Here is a 16419-nt window from a genome sequence, read left to right as displayed (position 1 = left end):
TTTAATACCTATTCTAATTCGTTTTCCTCATAATATCTTGTCACTTTCGATGTAAATAACACACCGTGTAAATGATCGATTTCATGTTGAATTGCACGCGCTAAAAACCCTTCTGCTTCTAGTAAAAATACTTTGCCTCGACGATTTTGCGCACGCACTTTAATATAATCCGCACGTTCCACTTCACCATAAAGTCCCGGGAAGCTTAAACAGCCTTCGGGACCTACTTGTTCACCACGTTTTTCTAATATCGATGGATTGATTAACTCAATTTTCCCAGTATCATCACCGATATCAACTACCGCCACTTGCAAGCTTACCCCTACTTGAGGCGCAGCTAAACCGACTCCGTCCGCAATTAACATTGTTTCATGCATATCTTTCAACAATTTCACTAACTTTTTATCAAAGTTAATTACTCTTTCACACGGTGTTTCTAACACTTCATTTGGATGCTTTACTATTTCTAAAACTGCCATATTTCCCTCCGCTACATTAACATTGTTGGATTAAAATCAATTGAGATTTGTAGCTCTTTTTGCATTTCTGCTTGATAATGTTCATTTACCATTTTGAGCACGTTCTTTAAGTTTGGTTCCCGTTTGTATTTTATCATGCATTGATAACGATATCTATCTTTTATCCTTGGAATTGCTGAAGCAACCGGTCCTAACACCATCGTTTGCTGCGAACAGTGCGTCCGTAAATGACCGACAATTTTTTCCGTCACTTGTACTGCCTTTAATAATTCTGGATGAGATACCGTCACAAGTACAACATAGTAATAAGGTGGATATTGTCTCGTTCGCCTCATTTGCATTTCTTGATCAAAAAACACATCATATTGTTGGTTCTTTGCTAACTCTATACTATAATGTTCTGGCGTATACGTTTGAATTATAACTTCCCCTGGCAATTCATGTCGGCCTGCTCGTCCACTTACTTGCGTCAATAACTGATAAGTCTTTTCACTCGCCCGGAAATCAGGTAAATGAAGCATCGTATCAGCAGTTAAAACACCAACAAGCGTTACTTTCGGAAAATCTAACCCTTTTGCAATCATTTGTGTTCCAAGTAATATATCTGCTTTTTCTTCCCCGAACGCCTTTAATAATTTCTCATGCATCCCTTTACGACTCGTCGTATCTACATCCATTCGAATGACTCGTGCCTCTGGAAATAGTTTTGTAATTTCTTCTTCTACCTTTTGCGTACCTGTACCAAAGAAACGAATGTATGTACTTTGACAAGCAGGACACGCAGTCGGCATATTTTCTTCGTAACTGCAATAATGGCATTTTAAACGATGATTCATTTTATGATATGTCAGCGAGATATCACAATGCGGACATTGTACAACATACCCGCAATCACGGCACATAACAAATGTAGAATGACCTCTTCTATTTAAAAAGAGCACCATTTGTTCTTTCTTTTCTAACCGATCTGCTATTTTTTCATGCAGTGCCTTTGAAAACATGGAGCGATTCCCGTCACGAAGTTCTTCACGCATATCAACAATCACTACTGTCGGTAAAGCTTGTTCGTTCATACGTTTTTCCATCGTCAGTAATTCATACACACCTTTTTTCGCTCTTGCAAACGATTCAAGCGTCGGTGTTGCACTACCAAGAACGATAGGGCATTTATGATATTGTCCTCTCCACACAGCTACATCCCTTGCATGATACCTCGGATTATCTTCTTGCTTGTAGCTCGATTCATGTTCCTCATCAATAATAATAATCCCTAAATTTTCAAAAGGAGCAAATACAGCTGAACGTGCACCAACTACGACTTTCACTTCTTTTCTTAAAATCTTACGCCATTCATCATATTTTTCTCCAACAGACAGCGCACTATGAAGAACTGCAACTTGTGAGCCAAACCTACCTTTAAAACGATCTACCATCTGAGGCGTTAGTGCAATTTCAGGAACAAGTACAATAGCTTCTTTTCCTTTCTCGAGCACCGCTGCTATAGATTGTAAATATACTTCTGTTTTTCCGCTTCCTGTAACACCATATAGTAAAAATGGATTGTAAGTTTCATTTGTAATTGATGATAAAATCGGTGTAATAACTTGCTTTTGTTCCTCAGTAAGTGGGAATGGTTTCGTTTGTTCAAAATCGTCATCGTCATACGGATTTCGGTACACTTCCACATACTTTTCTGAGAGTAGTCCCTTTTTAACAAGTGCTTTAATTGGAGCATCTGTTATTTGTAACTCTTCTGTTATTACTTTCAACGGTACACTTTTATAATTTTCCACAAAATAATAGAGGACATCTTGTTGTTTTTTACTTTTCAGTTCAAATGCTGCTAATTCTAATTTATCTTCTGGCAACTCCGGTTGAACGACTCTTTGTTTCTTCTTTTGTACTTTATCTTTTACTTGATAAACAACTTCAATCGTACCATGTTTAATTTCTTGTTGAATCGTGCGGTATAGCTGTGGCTGCGTCTCAATCGCTTCCCAATCTATCGCTTCTTTGTCCTGAAATAAAAACAGTAGTTCAGGTGCTACTTCTTCTTGTTTACGAAGTTGTAGACGTTTTTTATATGTTGCTTTTATCGCCGTTGGAAGCATAACTTGAAAAGCTGAAATCATATAACATAACGTTTCACTTGTAAGCCAATACCCTAGCTTTAACAACTCTTCATTTAAAACGGGTGTCACATCTAAAATTTCATGAATTGTCTTTAACTTCTTACTTTCTACTTCAACCGAATCTTTAATCCCAATAATAAAACCTTGCAATTTCCTTGGGCCAAACGGAACTACTACACGCATGCCTGTCTGGACAATATCTTCCCATTTTTTAGGGATAATATAATCAAATGGTCGATCTGTCTGACGTGCAGGTACATCAACAATTACACTTGCAAATTTCATAGACGATCATCTTCTAACATCATTTCAATTTGCTTTAATATTTCACGAGCAACCTCTTTCTTCGTTAAAAGTGGCAACTCTATAACTTCTCCATCTTTTCTATACATTGTTACAATGTTCGTATCTGTACCAAATCCAGCTCCTTGCGCCTTTACGTCGTTTGCAACAATCATATTCGCATTTTTCTCACGTAATTTTTTCGTTGCATATTCCTCTACGTTTGTCGTTTCAGCCGCAAAACCGATAAGTAACTGTTTGTCTTTCATCTCACCTAACGTTTTTAAAATATCTACTGTTCTCTCAAGTTCAATTACAGCATCGCCATTTTTCTTTTTCATTTTATTATCATGAACGTATTTCGGGCGATAATCTGCAACTGCTGCTGTTTTAATAACAACATCTACGTCTTCATAATGTTGAATAACCGCCTCTAACATATCTTGTGCAGATTCCACTTGCACCGTAGTTACATGTAATGGTGGATGTAATGCTGTCGGTCCCGAAACGAGTATAACATCAGCGCCTAAGTTCGCTGCCACTTCCGCAATCGCATATCCCATTTTTCCAGAAGAAAAATTGGTCATAAAACGAACTGGATCAATCTTTTCACGTGTTGGACCAGCAGTTATTAATATTCTTTTTCCATGCAATGGTTTTTGTTCTGAAAAAGCCTCTTCTAACCGTGCGATAATCGCTTCAGGTTCTTCTAATCTTCCTTTCGCTACATAACCACACGCTAAAAAACCTTCTCCAGGCTCAATAAATGTATATCCTAACGTTTTTAACGTCATCATATTTTTTTGAACAATTTTATTTTCATACATATGCACATTCATAGCAGGTGCAATCCACACTGGGGCTGTAGTAGCTAACAAAGTAGTTGTAATCATATCATCTGCAATACCGTTAGCTAACTTTCCAATACAATTGGCTGTAGCAGGTGCAACAAGTACAACATCTGCCCAATCTGCTAAATCGATATGAGCAATAACAGCTGAGTCTTTCTCATCGAATGTATCCGTATATACATCATGGCGAGAAAGCGCTTGGAATGTAAGAGGTGTAACAAATTTCATTGCCGACTCACTCATCATTACTTTTACAATAGCACCAGATTGTGTCAATTTACTCGTTAACGCAGCCGCTTTAAAGACCGCAATGCCTCCTGTTACACATAAAAGTATCTTTTTCCCTTTTAGCATATGGCTCGTCCTCTTTCTTTTTCAAACTTATAATACTGAAACAAGATTATCAGCTCATCAGTATCAATATTTCTTCCCTACCGTAAAAAAATAACAACCTACTTGTAAATAGGTTGTTACCGTTACATAGAAAATTATAAAGTCTATGTTTTAAATTGTCGAAGACAAAGTCTTATTCAGTTACTTTATCTTCACTTGGTACGTAGCTTAACGCTTCAATATCGATTTCTTCTAATGCTTTACCTACACATTTATGAGAAACTGGTTTTTCTACAACACAGTTATTAGCAAGTTGCATTTCGCGCGCACGTTTTGCAGCCACTGTTACAAGTGTATATTTAGAATCGATTTTTGTTAATAATGAATCAATTGATGGATTTAACATAATTATAGACCCTCCGTCATTTCTTTATAATATTTTGCTACTCTTTCGCGGCGGCAATGTTCGCCAACCACAATTGCTTTAATTCTTTCACAAGCTAGTTCAACTTGGTCGTTTTCTACAACGTAGTCGTAAGCGTCCATCATATCAATTTCTTCTTTCGCTACCGTTAAACGATTTTCAATAACATCTTCAGTTTCTGTACCACGACCGACAATTCGGTTCTTTAGTTCAGATAAACTTGGAGGTGCTAAGAAAATAAATACACCTTCTGGGAAAGCTTTCTTAACTTGAATTGCTCCTTGCACTTCAATTTCTAAGAATACATCTTTTCCTTCTTGTAATGTTTTTTCAACATAGTCAATTGGTGTTCCGTAATAATTACCTACGAACTCAGCCCACTCAAGTAATTTTTCATTACGAATCATTTCCTCAAATTCTTCTCTCTCTTTAAAGAAATAATCCACACCATCCACTTCACCTTCACGTGGCTTACGTGTCGTTACTGAAATGGAGTACTGAAAACGTGTATCCTCATGACTAAACAGCTCTTTTCGAACCGTTCCTTTACCAACCCCAGAAGGTCCTGAAAGAACGATGAGCAATCCTCTTCTACTTCTCATAAATATGTAAAACCTACCCTTCCTCACTTAAATCTTCTTTATTATTCAAACGATGTGCAATCGTCTCTGGCTGAATTGGACTTAATACAACATGCCCATCATCCATAACAATAACCGCCCTTGTTTTTCTCCCATACGTAGCATCAAGCAAAGCATTATGTTCGCGTGCTTCCTGTACTGTTCGTTTAATAGGAGCTGACTCCGGACTTACAATAGCAATAATTCGATGAGCAGATACAATATTTCCGTATCCAATATTTAAAAACCTCATGGCCATAGTTTGCGCCTCCTAGTAAGTCTATCCGATTTCTCCACCACGTATAACTTTATATATTTTTTGAAAGCTACTCAATATTTTGTACTTGTTCACGAATTTTTTCAAGGTTATTTTTCATTTCTACAACATATTTTGAAATTGTTAAGTCATTTGCCTTAGAACCAATCGTATTAATTTCTCTATGCATCTCTTGCACGATGAAATCCATTTTTCTTCCAACAGGCTCTTCAACCTGCAGTGTTTCACGGAATTGTTCTAAATGACTTTGCAAACGAACTAACTCTTCGTGAATATCACAACGCTCAGCAAAGATTGCAACTTCTGTTAGCAATCTTTGTTCATCTAGATCTTGATTATGTAATTCCTTTAAGCGATTTTCTAATCGTTCACGATATTTTTGTGTAACAATTGGTGCATGCGGAATAATAGCATTTACACAATTATGAATCTCTTGTAAGCGATACGCTATATCTTTATGTAATCGTTCTCCTTCGCCATCTCTCATCGTTTTTAACATATGAGCAGCTTGGCGAACAGCCTCATATAAACTGTTCTCAAATTGTTCATTTACGTTTTCTACCTCTTCAATCGCTGTTACTTCTGGCATTGCCATTAATTGCTCGAGTGTAATAGAATCTTGTAATTGAAATTTTCCTTTTATATCTTCCATAATTGATTGGTACTGCTCAAGAAGCGACCAATTCACACTTAATTTTCTTTCAACAAGCCCTTCACCCGCTATACTAATAGACACTTCAATACGTCCACGGCGAACTTGCTGTGCAATTATTTTACGAATTTTGTCTTCAAATACCGTCATTTGCTTCGGTAGTCGAATACTCATCTCTAGAAAACGGTGGTTCACCGATTTCATTTCTACTATAATTTGAAAAGTATCACTCTCTACTTTCGACCTTCCAAATCCTGTCATACTACAAATCATTTTTTATCACATCCAAGCCATGAAATAACTCAATGAAAAAGGTAATAGAGACAAGGCTCTACTACCTTCTGTAAATTATATCACATTTTCATATCATTGACTATTTCAAGTTTAATCCCTTCTTATATAATATTGGCTTTTCCTTCTTCCCCTTTTTCCCTGTTAATAAAGAGCCTACTAATAAGAAGGTCGGAATTGACGATAAACCTCCAATTAACAACCAATCTCTCGCTTGTATTGGCATCGTGCTAAAAATCGGTTGTAACGGTGGATAATATATAACGACTAGCATGAGTAGTAATGAAATGATAACCGCTCCTACTAAATACACATTTCCAAACGGATTGCGGTGGAAAACAGAATGCTCACTTCGGCAATCAAATACATGAATCAGCTGCGCAAGTACCAATGTTGCAAACGCTACAGTTTGTGCATATTTCAGTTCATTTGGATGTTGATTATACGCAATAATAAATGCTACTAGCGTCACTGCCCCAATTAGAAAGCCACGACTTATAATTTTCCAGGCAAGCCCTCTAGCAAATACCCCTTCTTTCGGATGACGCGGCGTTCTCTTCATCACGTCTCCCTCGGCCTTATCCAAACCTAATGCCATCGCCGGTAAACCGTCAGTAACTAAATTCACCCATAAAATTTGAATTGGAACCATCGGCAGCGGTAGTGCAAGTAACATGGCAAATAACATGACCAAAATTTCTCCAACGTTCGATGCTAATAAATAACGAATAAACTTACGTATGTTCTCGTATATATTTCTACCTTCTTTAATTGCTGATTTTATCGTAGCGAAATTATCGTCCAGCAATACGAGAGATGAAGCTTCTTTTGCAACATCTGTCCCTGTAATTCCCATCGCTATCCCAATATCCGCAGTTTTTATAGCCGGAGCATCGTTTACTCCATCACCTGTCATCGCCACTATATGTCCTTTATTTTGCAACGCCTTAACAATTTTCAATTTATGTTCTGGTGATACACGAGCAAATACATACGTATCTTCTACAACATTTTCTAATTCTTCTACATCCATAGTTGCGAGTTCTACCCCTTCAACAACGCGTCCACCTGGTGGTAAAATGCTTAATTGTTCTGCAATCGCCATTGCAGTCACTTTATGATCACCTGTAATCATCACTGTTCGAATACCAGCTTCTCTGCACTCTTTTACTGCCCGCTCTACTTCTGGTCTTGGCGGATCAATCATTCCTTGTATTCCAACTAACATAAAATCTTTTTCAACGTCTCTTTCATGTTCAATTGAGTCTGTTACTTTTAAAGGCTTAAAAGCAACTGCAATTGTTCGAAGTGCTTGACTACCTAAGCTATGAATAGCCGTCTGTACTTCTTTTCTATACAACTCACTTAATGGTTGCTGCTTATCCCCCCATAAAATCGTTTGACTCATTTGCAGAAGGACATCTGGTGCTCCCTTCGTAACGACAAACTTTTTCCCCTCTCGATCTCGTACAATAACACTCATCATTTTTCGAGTTGAATCAAACGGAAATTCACGAATAATTTCAAATTTCCCTTTCAGCGCCTCACGCGTTATCCCCGCTTTCATTGCTGCAGCTACAAGCGCCCCCTCAGTTGGATCTCCATCTAATACATACGCCTTTTTCTTTTGAATAATATTTGCGTTATTACATAGCGAACCAAATGTAAGTAGTTGATAAAGTGATTTCGTCTTAGCTGGATTAATTTCTTTTTCACCTTTCATAAAAGAGCCATTAGGTTCATACCCTTGGCCTGTCACTTTCCACAATTCTCCACCTGACCACATATGTGTTACCATCATTTTGTTTTGCGTCATCGTTCCTGTTTTATCAGAGCATATGACAGAAGCACAGCCTAACGTTTCTACTGCTGGTAACTTCCTTACAATTGCTCTCTTTTTTATCATACGCTGTACACCAAGCGATAAAGCTACTGTAACGATTGCTGGTAACCCTTCTGGAATAGCAGCAACAGCTAGCGACACGCCAGCTAAAAACATATGATATACTTCATTCCCTTGATACACACCAGCTAACACGACAAGCGCTGTCAAAATAAGAGCCACAATAATTAATATTTTCCCAAGTTGCTCTAATCTTCTTTGCAATGGTGTTTCCATTTGCTCTGCATTTTGCAACATATTTGCAATTTGGCCCATCGCTGTATTCATACCCGTTGCTACAACGACTCCTGTTCCAGACCCTCGTGTAATCATCGTACCCATAAAAGCCATATTTTTTTGATCACCAATTGAAACATCTTGCCCTTGCAACGCTTCTACTTTCTTCTGCACTGGAACTGACTCTCCTGTTAAAGCTGATTCTTCAATATATAAACTCGACGCCTCAACAAGACGTACATCAGCTCCAATACGATCGCCACTAGAAAATTTAATAACATCACCTAAAACGAGTGCTTTAGACGGTGCCTTTACCCACTTTCCATTTCGCAGTACAGTTACTTGTGGGGCGGCTAGCTCTTTTAAAGCTTCCAAGGACTTTTCAGCCTTTCTTTCTTGAAAAAATCCGAGAATACCATTGATAATAACAATTGCCACAATCGCAATAGAATCAATGTATTCCCCTAAAAAAGCCGAAACGATTGTTGCACCAAACAAAACAAGCACCATAAAATCTTTAAATTGCGCCAAAAATACCATTAGTGCAGAAGGCCTTTTTGCTTCATCTAGTTCATTTGTACCAAATTTTTTTATTCGCCCTTCTGCTTCTTTCTCTGTAAGTCCAACCTTCACATTCGTATTCGTTCTTTCTTCCACTTCATGTGCACGCATTCCATACCAGTTCATCCTGCTATCGACCTCCTGATTCCAGACATACTCTATTGAAAGCTTATTCAGCCTCGTCCAAAAAAATGCTATAATTAACTTTTAGTTAGAAAGGAGTGTTCATTTATGGCATTCGATGGATTATTTACAAGAGCGATTACACATGAAATTGCAAATTCTCTTTACACGGGAAGAATTTCAAAAATATATCAACCTTCAAAATACGAGATTTTATTACATATTCGAGCAAACGGAAAAAATCAAAAACTGATTCTTTCCGCTCATCCGACATATGCACGTTTACACTTAACAAATCAAAATTATGATTCACCTGCACTTCCGCCAATGTTCTGTATGCTTCTTCGTAAGCATTTAGAAGGTGGATTCATTGAAAAAATTGAACAAATTGATTTAGAGCGTATTATTCAAATTACCGTTCGTAGCAGAAATGAAATTGGTGATGAATCGCTAAAAACATTAGTAATTGAAATTATGGGACGACATAGTAACATCATTTTAGTAGACACAAAAACAAACAATATTTTAGATAGCTTAAAACACGTTTCCTTAGCAGTAAACCGACATCGAACTGTATACGCTGGAGCTGAATATATTGCACCACCAGCACAACATAAAATCAACCCACTTCAGATCGAAACAAATGATGAATTTATTAGACCGCTAGACTTTCTATCTGGAAACATGGATAAACAGCTAGTCGGAACCTTTACCGGAATATCACCGTTATTCGCAAAAGAAGTAGTGAAAAAAGCAGGTATGGTAAATGAAAAAGCATTAGCTGACGCATTTTTCTCCATACAAAAACCATTATTAACTCATACATATTCACCAACAATGACTACTTCAAATGGGAAAGAATTCTTTTATCTTTTCCCTCTTGCGCACTTAGCTGGAGAAGACAAGACATTTTCATCTGTTAGTGAATTGCTAGACCGTTTCTTTTTTGGAAAAGCAGAGCGTGACCGTGTAAAACAACAAGCTCATGATTTAGAGCGCTTTATGCAAAACGAAAAAAATAAAAATGAGAAAAAACTCATTAAACTAGAAAAAACATTACAAGATGCTGGAAAAGCAGATAAATATCAACTATTTGGAGAACTACTTACAGCCAATATGTACGCTTTGAAAAAAGGCGATAAAGATATTGAAGTCGTTAACTATTATGATGAAAATGGTGGAACTGTAAAGATCGCATTAGATCCTTTAAAAACGCCATCTGAAAATGCACAACGCTATTTCCAAAAGTACCAAAAAGCGAAAAATTCCGTTGTTGTTGTAGAAGAACAAATCGAAAAAACAAAGGAAGAAATTCTTTATTTTGATAGCTTACTTCAACAAATGGAAGCTGCTTCTTCAAAAGATATTGAAGAAATTCGTGAGGAATTAGCTGAAGAAGGTTATATGCGCAATCGTAAAACGAAAAACGGAAAGAAAAAGCCTACTAAACCAGTATTAGATAAATATGTAGCAAGTGATGGCACAGAGATTTTCGTCGGTAAAAACAATAAACAAAATGATTATTTAACAACGAAATTTGCCCGTCGTGATGAAATTTGGTTACATACGAAAGATATACCTGGTTCTCACGTTGTCATTCGTTCTTTAGAACCTGCTGAAGAAACTTTACTAGAAGCTGCCAAAATTGCTGCTTATTACAGTAAAGCAAAAGAGTCTAGTTCTGTACCTGTTGATTTCACCAAAATACGCCATGTGAAAAAACCGAGTGGTGCAAAACTTGGTTTTGTTACGTACGACAATCAGCAAACTGTTTATGTAACACCAGATGCTGATACTGTAATGAAATTAAAAGCTTAAATAAAAAAATGCGTTGCTTATAAGCAGCGCATTTTTTATTCTTTTCCATTAGTTCGTAATATCTTTCTTTTGTCATTTTATATATTGTCAAAAAGATTGACAGTGTTATTCCATATCTGTATAAAATTTTTTACAGTATGTATATAAAGCACAACTCAAATCAATGTTTCTTCATCCCTACCAATTATTTATAAATGACCTGTCTCCTACAAGTGGCTAGCTATTTTTTCACTTCAACTTAAATATATGTAGTTCTTATCCTTTCTTCAAATATACACTTTGGCACACTATTTGCTTTATACAATACTGTGAATAGGGGGAATTAATATGACTTTAAAAATTAATAAAATCCAAAATCAACTACAGAACTATGAAATTGACGGGTTACTTATTACAAAAAAAGAAAACCGCCAATATGCAACAGGCTTTACAGGTAGTGCTGGCGCCGTCTTAATCTCTGCCGATCAAGCTGTTTTTATAACAGATTTCCGCTATGTAGATCAAGCAAAATCACAAATAAAAGATGCTGAAATTATTATGCATAAAGGAAATTTAGAGGAAGAAGTTGCAAATCAAGTATCAAAATTAAACATTCAAAAGCTTGGAATTGAAGAAAACAACATGACATTGCAACAATATAAAAACTTGCAAAAGTACGTACAGGCAGAAATGATTCAAGTGTGCGAAATTATCGAAAATATTCGTATCATTAAAGACACACCTGAAATAGAAACAATGAAAATTGCAGCTAATATTGCGGACGAAGCATTTCACCACATTCTTACGTTTCTAAAACCGGGAATAAGTGAAAATACTGTACGAGATGAATTAGAATTTTTCATGCGAAAAAAAGGTGCTGCATCTTCATCATTTCAAATTATTGTAGCTTCTGGTGTTCGTTCTTCCCTTCCACATGGAGTTGCATCAAATAAAATAATTGAACGAGGCGACATCGTTACATTAGATTTCGGTGCACTTTACGACGGATATTGTTCCGATATAACACGTACTGTAGTAATCGGGGAACCATCAGAAGAATTCAAAAAGATATACAATATTGTACTTGAAGCATTAAAACGCGGGACTGAAGCGATTAAACCTGGAGAAACTGCAAAACGTATCGATGATATAACGAGAAACTACATTACTGAGCATGGATACGGTCAATATTTTGGACATTCTACTGGTCATGGTCTTGGATTAGAAATTCATGAACCTCTCCGCCTATCCCAAGAAAGTAAGGCTACTTTAGAAGAGGGTATGGTCGTTACAGTTGAACCAGGTATTTACATACCGAACTGGGGCGGTTGTAGAATTGAAGATGATATTGTCATTACAAAAGACGGATATGAAGTTATTACAAAATCAAATAGAGAACTAATTGTAATCCCTTGTTAATATTTTGAAATTTTCAACAGGATTTTTTCTCTGCACATAGAATTCCTTCTCTGGAGTATTCGTTTAAAGAGGGGGAATTGTAATTGAACTTTGTAATAGATAAAATCGATAGTTTACATCCTGAATTTTCCAAACTAGTTTCCATGATGAATTACGCTCGCTATACAACAATGCAAGCGGTGGAAGATTTAACAATGGAAGAACTTGATTATTTATATAACGAGGAAGCAAATTCAATCGGCATGCTATTATATCACATGGCTGCTGTTGAATTTTACTACCAGATTCATACTTTTGAAGACCGCGAACCAACGGAGGCCGAACTAGAAAGATGGTTACCTGGCCTCGAGTTAGAAGCTCTTGGACGTGAGAAAATAAAAGGAAACTCTATAGAATTTTATATTGATACATTACAAGAAGTACGTTCCAAAACAATTGAAACATTCCAATCGTTACCTGATGAATGGCTGTTTAAAACGACAGACTTTTGGTATGACAAACAAGCAAATAACTATTTTAAATGGTTTCACGTATTTGAAGATGAAATCAATCATCGCGGACAAATTCGTTTAATTAAGAAGATGCAAAAAGCTCATTCAATAAAATGAGAAAATGCCACCTTATTTGGTGGCATTTTCTATTCGTTAGCGAATAGCTTTTCATTTACTTTTTTAACGACTAGCGCTACCACTATTAAAATGCATATTAAATATAACAATTTCGCAAAAAATAACCATCCTTGAAACATTACAATTCCATCTATTATTTCATTTCCCTTCAGTAACGAAAATGGAATCGTGCTAATTATAATACCAAACTCGATGCTGAAAACAATTTTCTTTTTTCGACTGTATACTTTCCACTCGTCCCAGCGATACATAGGAGCAAAAACCAATACCCCTATACATAATATAACTAGCACCCATGCACTGTTAAGAAATTGCCCTGAAATAACTGATAATAGCAAACAAACGAGCACACCATAATACCCAATTTTCTCTCTCATTCATACTCCACCATTCTACTTTCCCTTTAATATGTATCTTGTTATCCTTATAACAATTCTTAGAAAAACAACAACTACAATGACAATATAAAGCCCCTTCGCAGAAGACATCCACTCTTGAAAAATAGACATTTTCTCCATTTGCTTCTGCCCTTCTATTAAAATAACTCCTACGAAAAATGAGAAAACAACAATGGTACCTATCATAATTCCGATATTTTTCTTACTATATTGTTTCATATCATCCCAGTTATATAACAGTACAAAAACAAATCCGAAAACAGGTATAATACTGATCCATTCATTGTTTGTAAACAGGTTTAAAATAATTAATAGACTACAAGATATGATAAATCCCCAAAATCCAATTTTTTTGTGCATAAGCCCTCCTTGAATTCTATTTTTGGAATTAATTGGATTGTAACATCCATTTATCATTCTTACCATTACAGTACATGAAATTTCACTTTTTCTTTTTCCTATACTCACATACTTCCCCTACTTTCATACAATAAACTACACGATTGCCTAAGGATGTGAATGTTATGGGAGTTGAATTAACGCTATTACACGCTCTCTATGTTATTTGTTTACTCACCATTATTATCTTTTTTATTTTCCGAAAGGATACGACGATTATTTGTATCGTTTTCATCTTTTTATTAGCATTAACTGCTACAAGTTCTATCCCTCTTGCCGTTAGCGGCATTTTTCAAAGTTTTATTTACGCTATTACTGAGCTATTACCAACTATATTAATCATTTCCATTATCGTATCCATGAGCAATTTACTCGTTCATACCGGCATAAATGATACGATGATTTCACCATTTACAAAGATGATTCGTACCCCTACCCTCGCCTACTGGATTATCGGTCTTTTGATGATGACAATTTCTTTCTTCTTTTGGCCTTCTCCAGCTGTTGCCTTAATGGGAGCTATTTTATTACCGGTTGCTGTACGTGTCGGTCTTCCGCCAATTGGAGTGGCAATTGCTATGAACTTATTCGGTCATGGGATTGCTTTATCCGGCGACTTCGTTATACAAGGCGCACCAAAATTAACCGCAGACGCTGCTGGTCTTCCTGTTTCTAGCGTTGTTTCTGCAAGTGTTCCACTCGTTATCGTTATGGGCATTGTGACAACTTCCGTCGCTTTTTTCTTCTTACGAAAAGAATTTCATACAGGCTTATCTATACAAGAGTCTATTTCATCAACTGCGTCTTCTAAAACGCTCACTTCATTATCTCCTCGGACAAAAAAATGGCTCGCTATTTGTATTCCGATCGTATATGCCATCGATATCCTTTGCATGATTCAATTTAAACTACAAGGAAGCGACGCAACTGCACTTATCGGCGGAACAACTGTTATTATGATTATCATCATTTCTCTCATCGCCTACAAAGGTAATGGACTGAATAAAACGACCGATTACTTTATAGAAGGGCTCCAATTTGGCTTTAAAATTTTCGGACCAGTTATTCCTATCGCTGCACTCTTTTATTTAGGAGATAGTGGCTTTTTGAAAATTATCGGGGACTATTTACCGAAAGGTTCACACGGAATCATTAACGACTTAGGCATCGCTTTATCTCAAACTGTTCCTTTAAATCAATATGTATCGGCAGGGACATTAACTATCGTTGGTGTCATTACCGGCTTAGATGGATCAGGTTTTTCAGGTATATCACTTGCTGGTTCCATTGCCAATCTTTTTGGAACAGCACTTGGCCATGGAACAGCTACATTAACAGCACTCGGGCAAATTGCAGCTATATGGACCGGGGGCGGGACTTTAATTCCTTGGGCACTTATTCCTGCCGCTGCGATTTGTAAAGTCGATCCATTTGAACTTGCACGTCGAAACTTTTTACCAGTTGGGATTGGCTTAATTGTCACCACGATCGTTGCGATGTTTATTCTATAGCGTAAGCAAGTTTTCTTTTGCTTACGCTTTTTATGATGAAATCCAGCATTTATTACTGACTTTCAAAAGGGATTATATACATGTTAGCGAAGTTATATTAAGAGAGTATTTTTTTAAACGTTTACGAGAAACAGATTACTTCCATTAGAAAAGGGGACATAACTATGAATGAATTGATTTTCGTCTTATTAATTTGTCCGTTACTTATCTTTATCATTTCTGTTGTTGGAACCCGCAAGACGAAAACGTATTACATCATGCCGATTGTAACGTTTGCTAGTTTTTTAATAATAGGTGTTATCGCCTTTACTCCGAAGTTTTTCTTTTGGATTGGCATGTATAGCATCTTCTCATTTATTGTTTCTTATATGACTTTATTGTTTGTGAGAGGACATGAAGTTGCGGACAGCGCTAAATAGTTTTTAACGAGGAGATTGTCATATGATTTTCTTTGATGTCGATGGAACTTTACTTGATTATGAGGCCACTGAAAGAAATGGTATTATAGATTTCTTTCAAGTATATAGTACTATTTTTTCAGGTAATGAATTAGAGGCCACAAAAGTCTGGCATGAATTATCCGAAGAATATTTCAACAAATTTTTATCCAAGGAATTATCTTTTCAAGAACAACAAAGGATTCGAATGTATCATTTATTTAAAACATATGGATTAAACTTATCACCTGAGGAATCTCAGCACAGATTCAATCAATATATAGAACTATATAAGAACAACTGGACTACGTTTGAAGATGTAAACTATACATTACAGACCTTACAGGAAAAAGGACACTCATTAGGTATCATTAGCAACGTTGAATATGAGCAACAAGTCGAAAAGTTAACTGCTCTAAACATTCTACAATATTTCAAATACATATTTACTTCTAGTGAACTTGGCATATCGAAACCAAACCCTAAAATTTTTCAAAGAACTGTATTACAATCGAATCTTGAAATGAAAGATTGCTATTATATTGGTGATCGATTAGAGATAGATGCAATTAGTAGTACAGCAGCTGGAATGCAAGGGATATGGTTAAATCGGGATAACTCGCAACTCAAGTACAATATTCCTACTATATGCTCTTTACATGAAGTTTTAACAGTGATATAAAAA

At 36.3% G+C, this 16419-nt stretch carries 16 protein-coding genes; 6 read left to right on the top strand and 10 right to left on the bottom strand.

Annotation, left to right across the window (positions count from 1 at the left end; translation table 11 throughout):
* Positions 1-8: 8 nt before the first annotated feature.
* The 8 genes from def to QCI73_RS08330 form a co-directional block, all read right to left on the bottom strand.
* Entirely contained in the window at positions 9-479 is a 471-nt protein-coding gene (gene def, locus QCI73_RS08365) for a peptide deformylase (RefSeq protein ID WP_000279468.1), read from the bottom strand.
* Positions 480-490: 11 nt separating this feature from the next.
* Positions 491-2896 (bottom strand): primosomal protein N', encoded by a 2406-nt coding sequence (gene priA, locus QCI73_RS08360; protein ID WP_353822746.1) that lies wholly within the window; start codon positions 2894-2896, stop codon positions 491-493.
* Positions 2893-4098, bottom strand: a complete 1206-nt coding sequence (gene coaBC, locus QCI73_RS08355) for a bifunctional phosphopantothenoylcysteine decarboxylase/phosphopantothenate--cysteine ligase CoaBC (protein WP_000911756.1) — start codon at positions 4096-4098, stop codon at positions 2893-2895. The genes priA and coaBC overlap by 4 nt, the downstream gene beginning before the upstream one ends.
* A 172-nt stretch (positions 4099-4270) precedes the next feature.
* Positions 4271-4483, bottom strand: coding sequence for a DNA-directed RNA polymerase subunit omega (rpoZ, locus tag QCI73_RS08350; protein ID WP_000933969.1), 213 nt, complete (start codon positions 4481-4483; stop codon positions 4271-4273).
* A 2-nt stretch (positions 4484-4485) separates the two neighbouring features.
* Complete coding sequence (gene gmk / locus QCI73_RS08345; protein ID WP_001257738.1) at positions 4486-5103, bottom strand: guanylate kinase; 618 nt, start codon at positions 5101-5103, stop codon at positions 4486-4488.
* 13 nt (positions 5104-5116) lie between these two features.
* Entirely contained in the window at positions 5117-5380 is a 264-nt protein-coding gene (gene remA, locus QCI73_RS08340) for an extracellular matrix/biofilm regulator RemA (protein WP_001251456.1), read from the bottom strand.
* 67 nt (positions 5381-5447) lie between these two features.
* The gene (locus QCI73_RS08335) at positions 5448-6323 is read right to left on the bottom strand and encodes a YicC/YloC family endoribonuclease (RefSeq protein WP_353822745.1); all 876 of its coding nucleotides are present in this window, start codon (positions 6321-6323) and stop codon (positions 5448-5450) included.
* A 100-nt stretch (positions 6324-6423) separates the two neighbouring features.
* Positions 6424-9147: a calcium-translocating P-type ATPase, SERCA-type gene (locus QCI73_RS08330; RefSeq protein WP_353822744.1), complete on the bottom strand. Its 2724-nt coding sequence runs from the start codon at positions 9145-9147 to the stop codon at positions 6424-6426.
* Positions 9148-9252: 105 nt separating this feature from the next.
* Here QCI73_RS08330 and QCI73_RS08325 point away from each other — a divergent pair, with 105 nt between their 5' ends.
* From QCI73_RS08325 to QCI73_RS08315, 3 genes are all read left to right on the top strand, one after another.
* Positions 9253-10962, top strand: coding sequence for an Rqc2 family fibronectin-binding protein (locus QCI73_RS08325; RefSeq protein WP_000863254.1), 1710 nt, complete (start codon positions 9253-9255; stop codon positions 10960-10962).
* Between the two features lie 327 nt (positions 10963-11289).
* On the top strand, positions 11290-12360 hold the full coding sequence (locus QCI73_RS08320) for a M24 family metallopeptidase (RefSeq protein ID WP_327922590.1): 1071 nt from the start codon (positions 11290-11292) through the stop codon (positions 12358-12360).
* Between the two features lie 83 nt (positions 12361-12443).
* A complete protein-coding gene (locus QCI73_RS08315) occupies positions 12444-12968 on the top strand; it encodes a DinB family protein (RefSeq protein ID WP_318581903.1) in 525 nt (174 codons plus the stop codon).
* A gap of 29 nt (positions 12969-12997) precedes the next feature.
* On the opposite strand, the gene QCI73_RS08310 is transcribed toward QCI73_RS08315, so the two are convergent.
* Positions 12998-13366 (bottom strand): YoqO family protein, encoded by a 369-nt coding sequence (locus QCI73_RS08310; protein WP_327922589.1) that lies wholly within the window; start codon positions 13364-13366, stop codon positions 12998-13000.
* A 15-nt stretch (positions 13367-13381) separates the two neighbouring features.
* Positions 13382-13813 (bottom strand): YoqO family protein, encoded by a 432-nt coding sequence (locus QCI73_RS08305; protein WP_353824098.1) that lies wholly within the window; start codon positions 13811-13813, stop codon positions 13382-13384.
* 98 nt (positions 13814-13911) lie between these two features.
* Between QCI73_RS08305 and QCI73_RS08300 the strand changes: the two genes are divergently transcribed.
* The 3 genes from QCI73_RS08300 (at position 13912) to QCI73_RS08290 (ending at position 16416) form a co-directional block, all read left to right on the top strand.
* On the top strand, positions 13912-15297 hold the full coding sequence (locus tag QCI73_RS08300; protein WP_327922587.1) for a hypothetical protein: 1386 nt from the start codon (positions 13912-13914) through the stop codon (positions 15295-15297).
* Positions 15298-15461: 164 nt separating this feature from the next.
* Positions 15462-15716, top strand: a complete 255-nt coding sequence (locus QCI73_RS08295; RefSeq protein ID WP_327922586.1) for a YbeF family protein — start codon at positions 15462-15464, stop codon at positions 15714-15716.
* A gap of 22 nt (positions 15717-15738) precedes the next feature.
* Complete coding sequence (locus QCI73_RS08290) at positions 15739-16416, top strand: HAD family hydrolase (RefSeq protein ID WP_353822743.1); 678 nt, start codon at positions 15739-15741, stop codon at positions 16414-16416.
* Positions 16417-16419: the final 3 nt, after the last annotated feature.

This window comes from Bacillus cereus group sp. MG16 (assembly GCF_040459875.1).
GTDB classification, from domain to species: Bacteria; Bacillota; Bacilli; order Bacillales; family Bacillaceae_G; genus Bacillus_A; species Bacillus_A paranthracis.
This window is presented reverse-complemented; position numbering and strand designations above follow the sequence as displayed.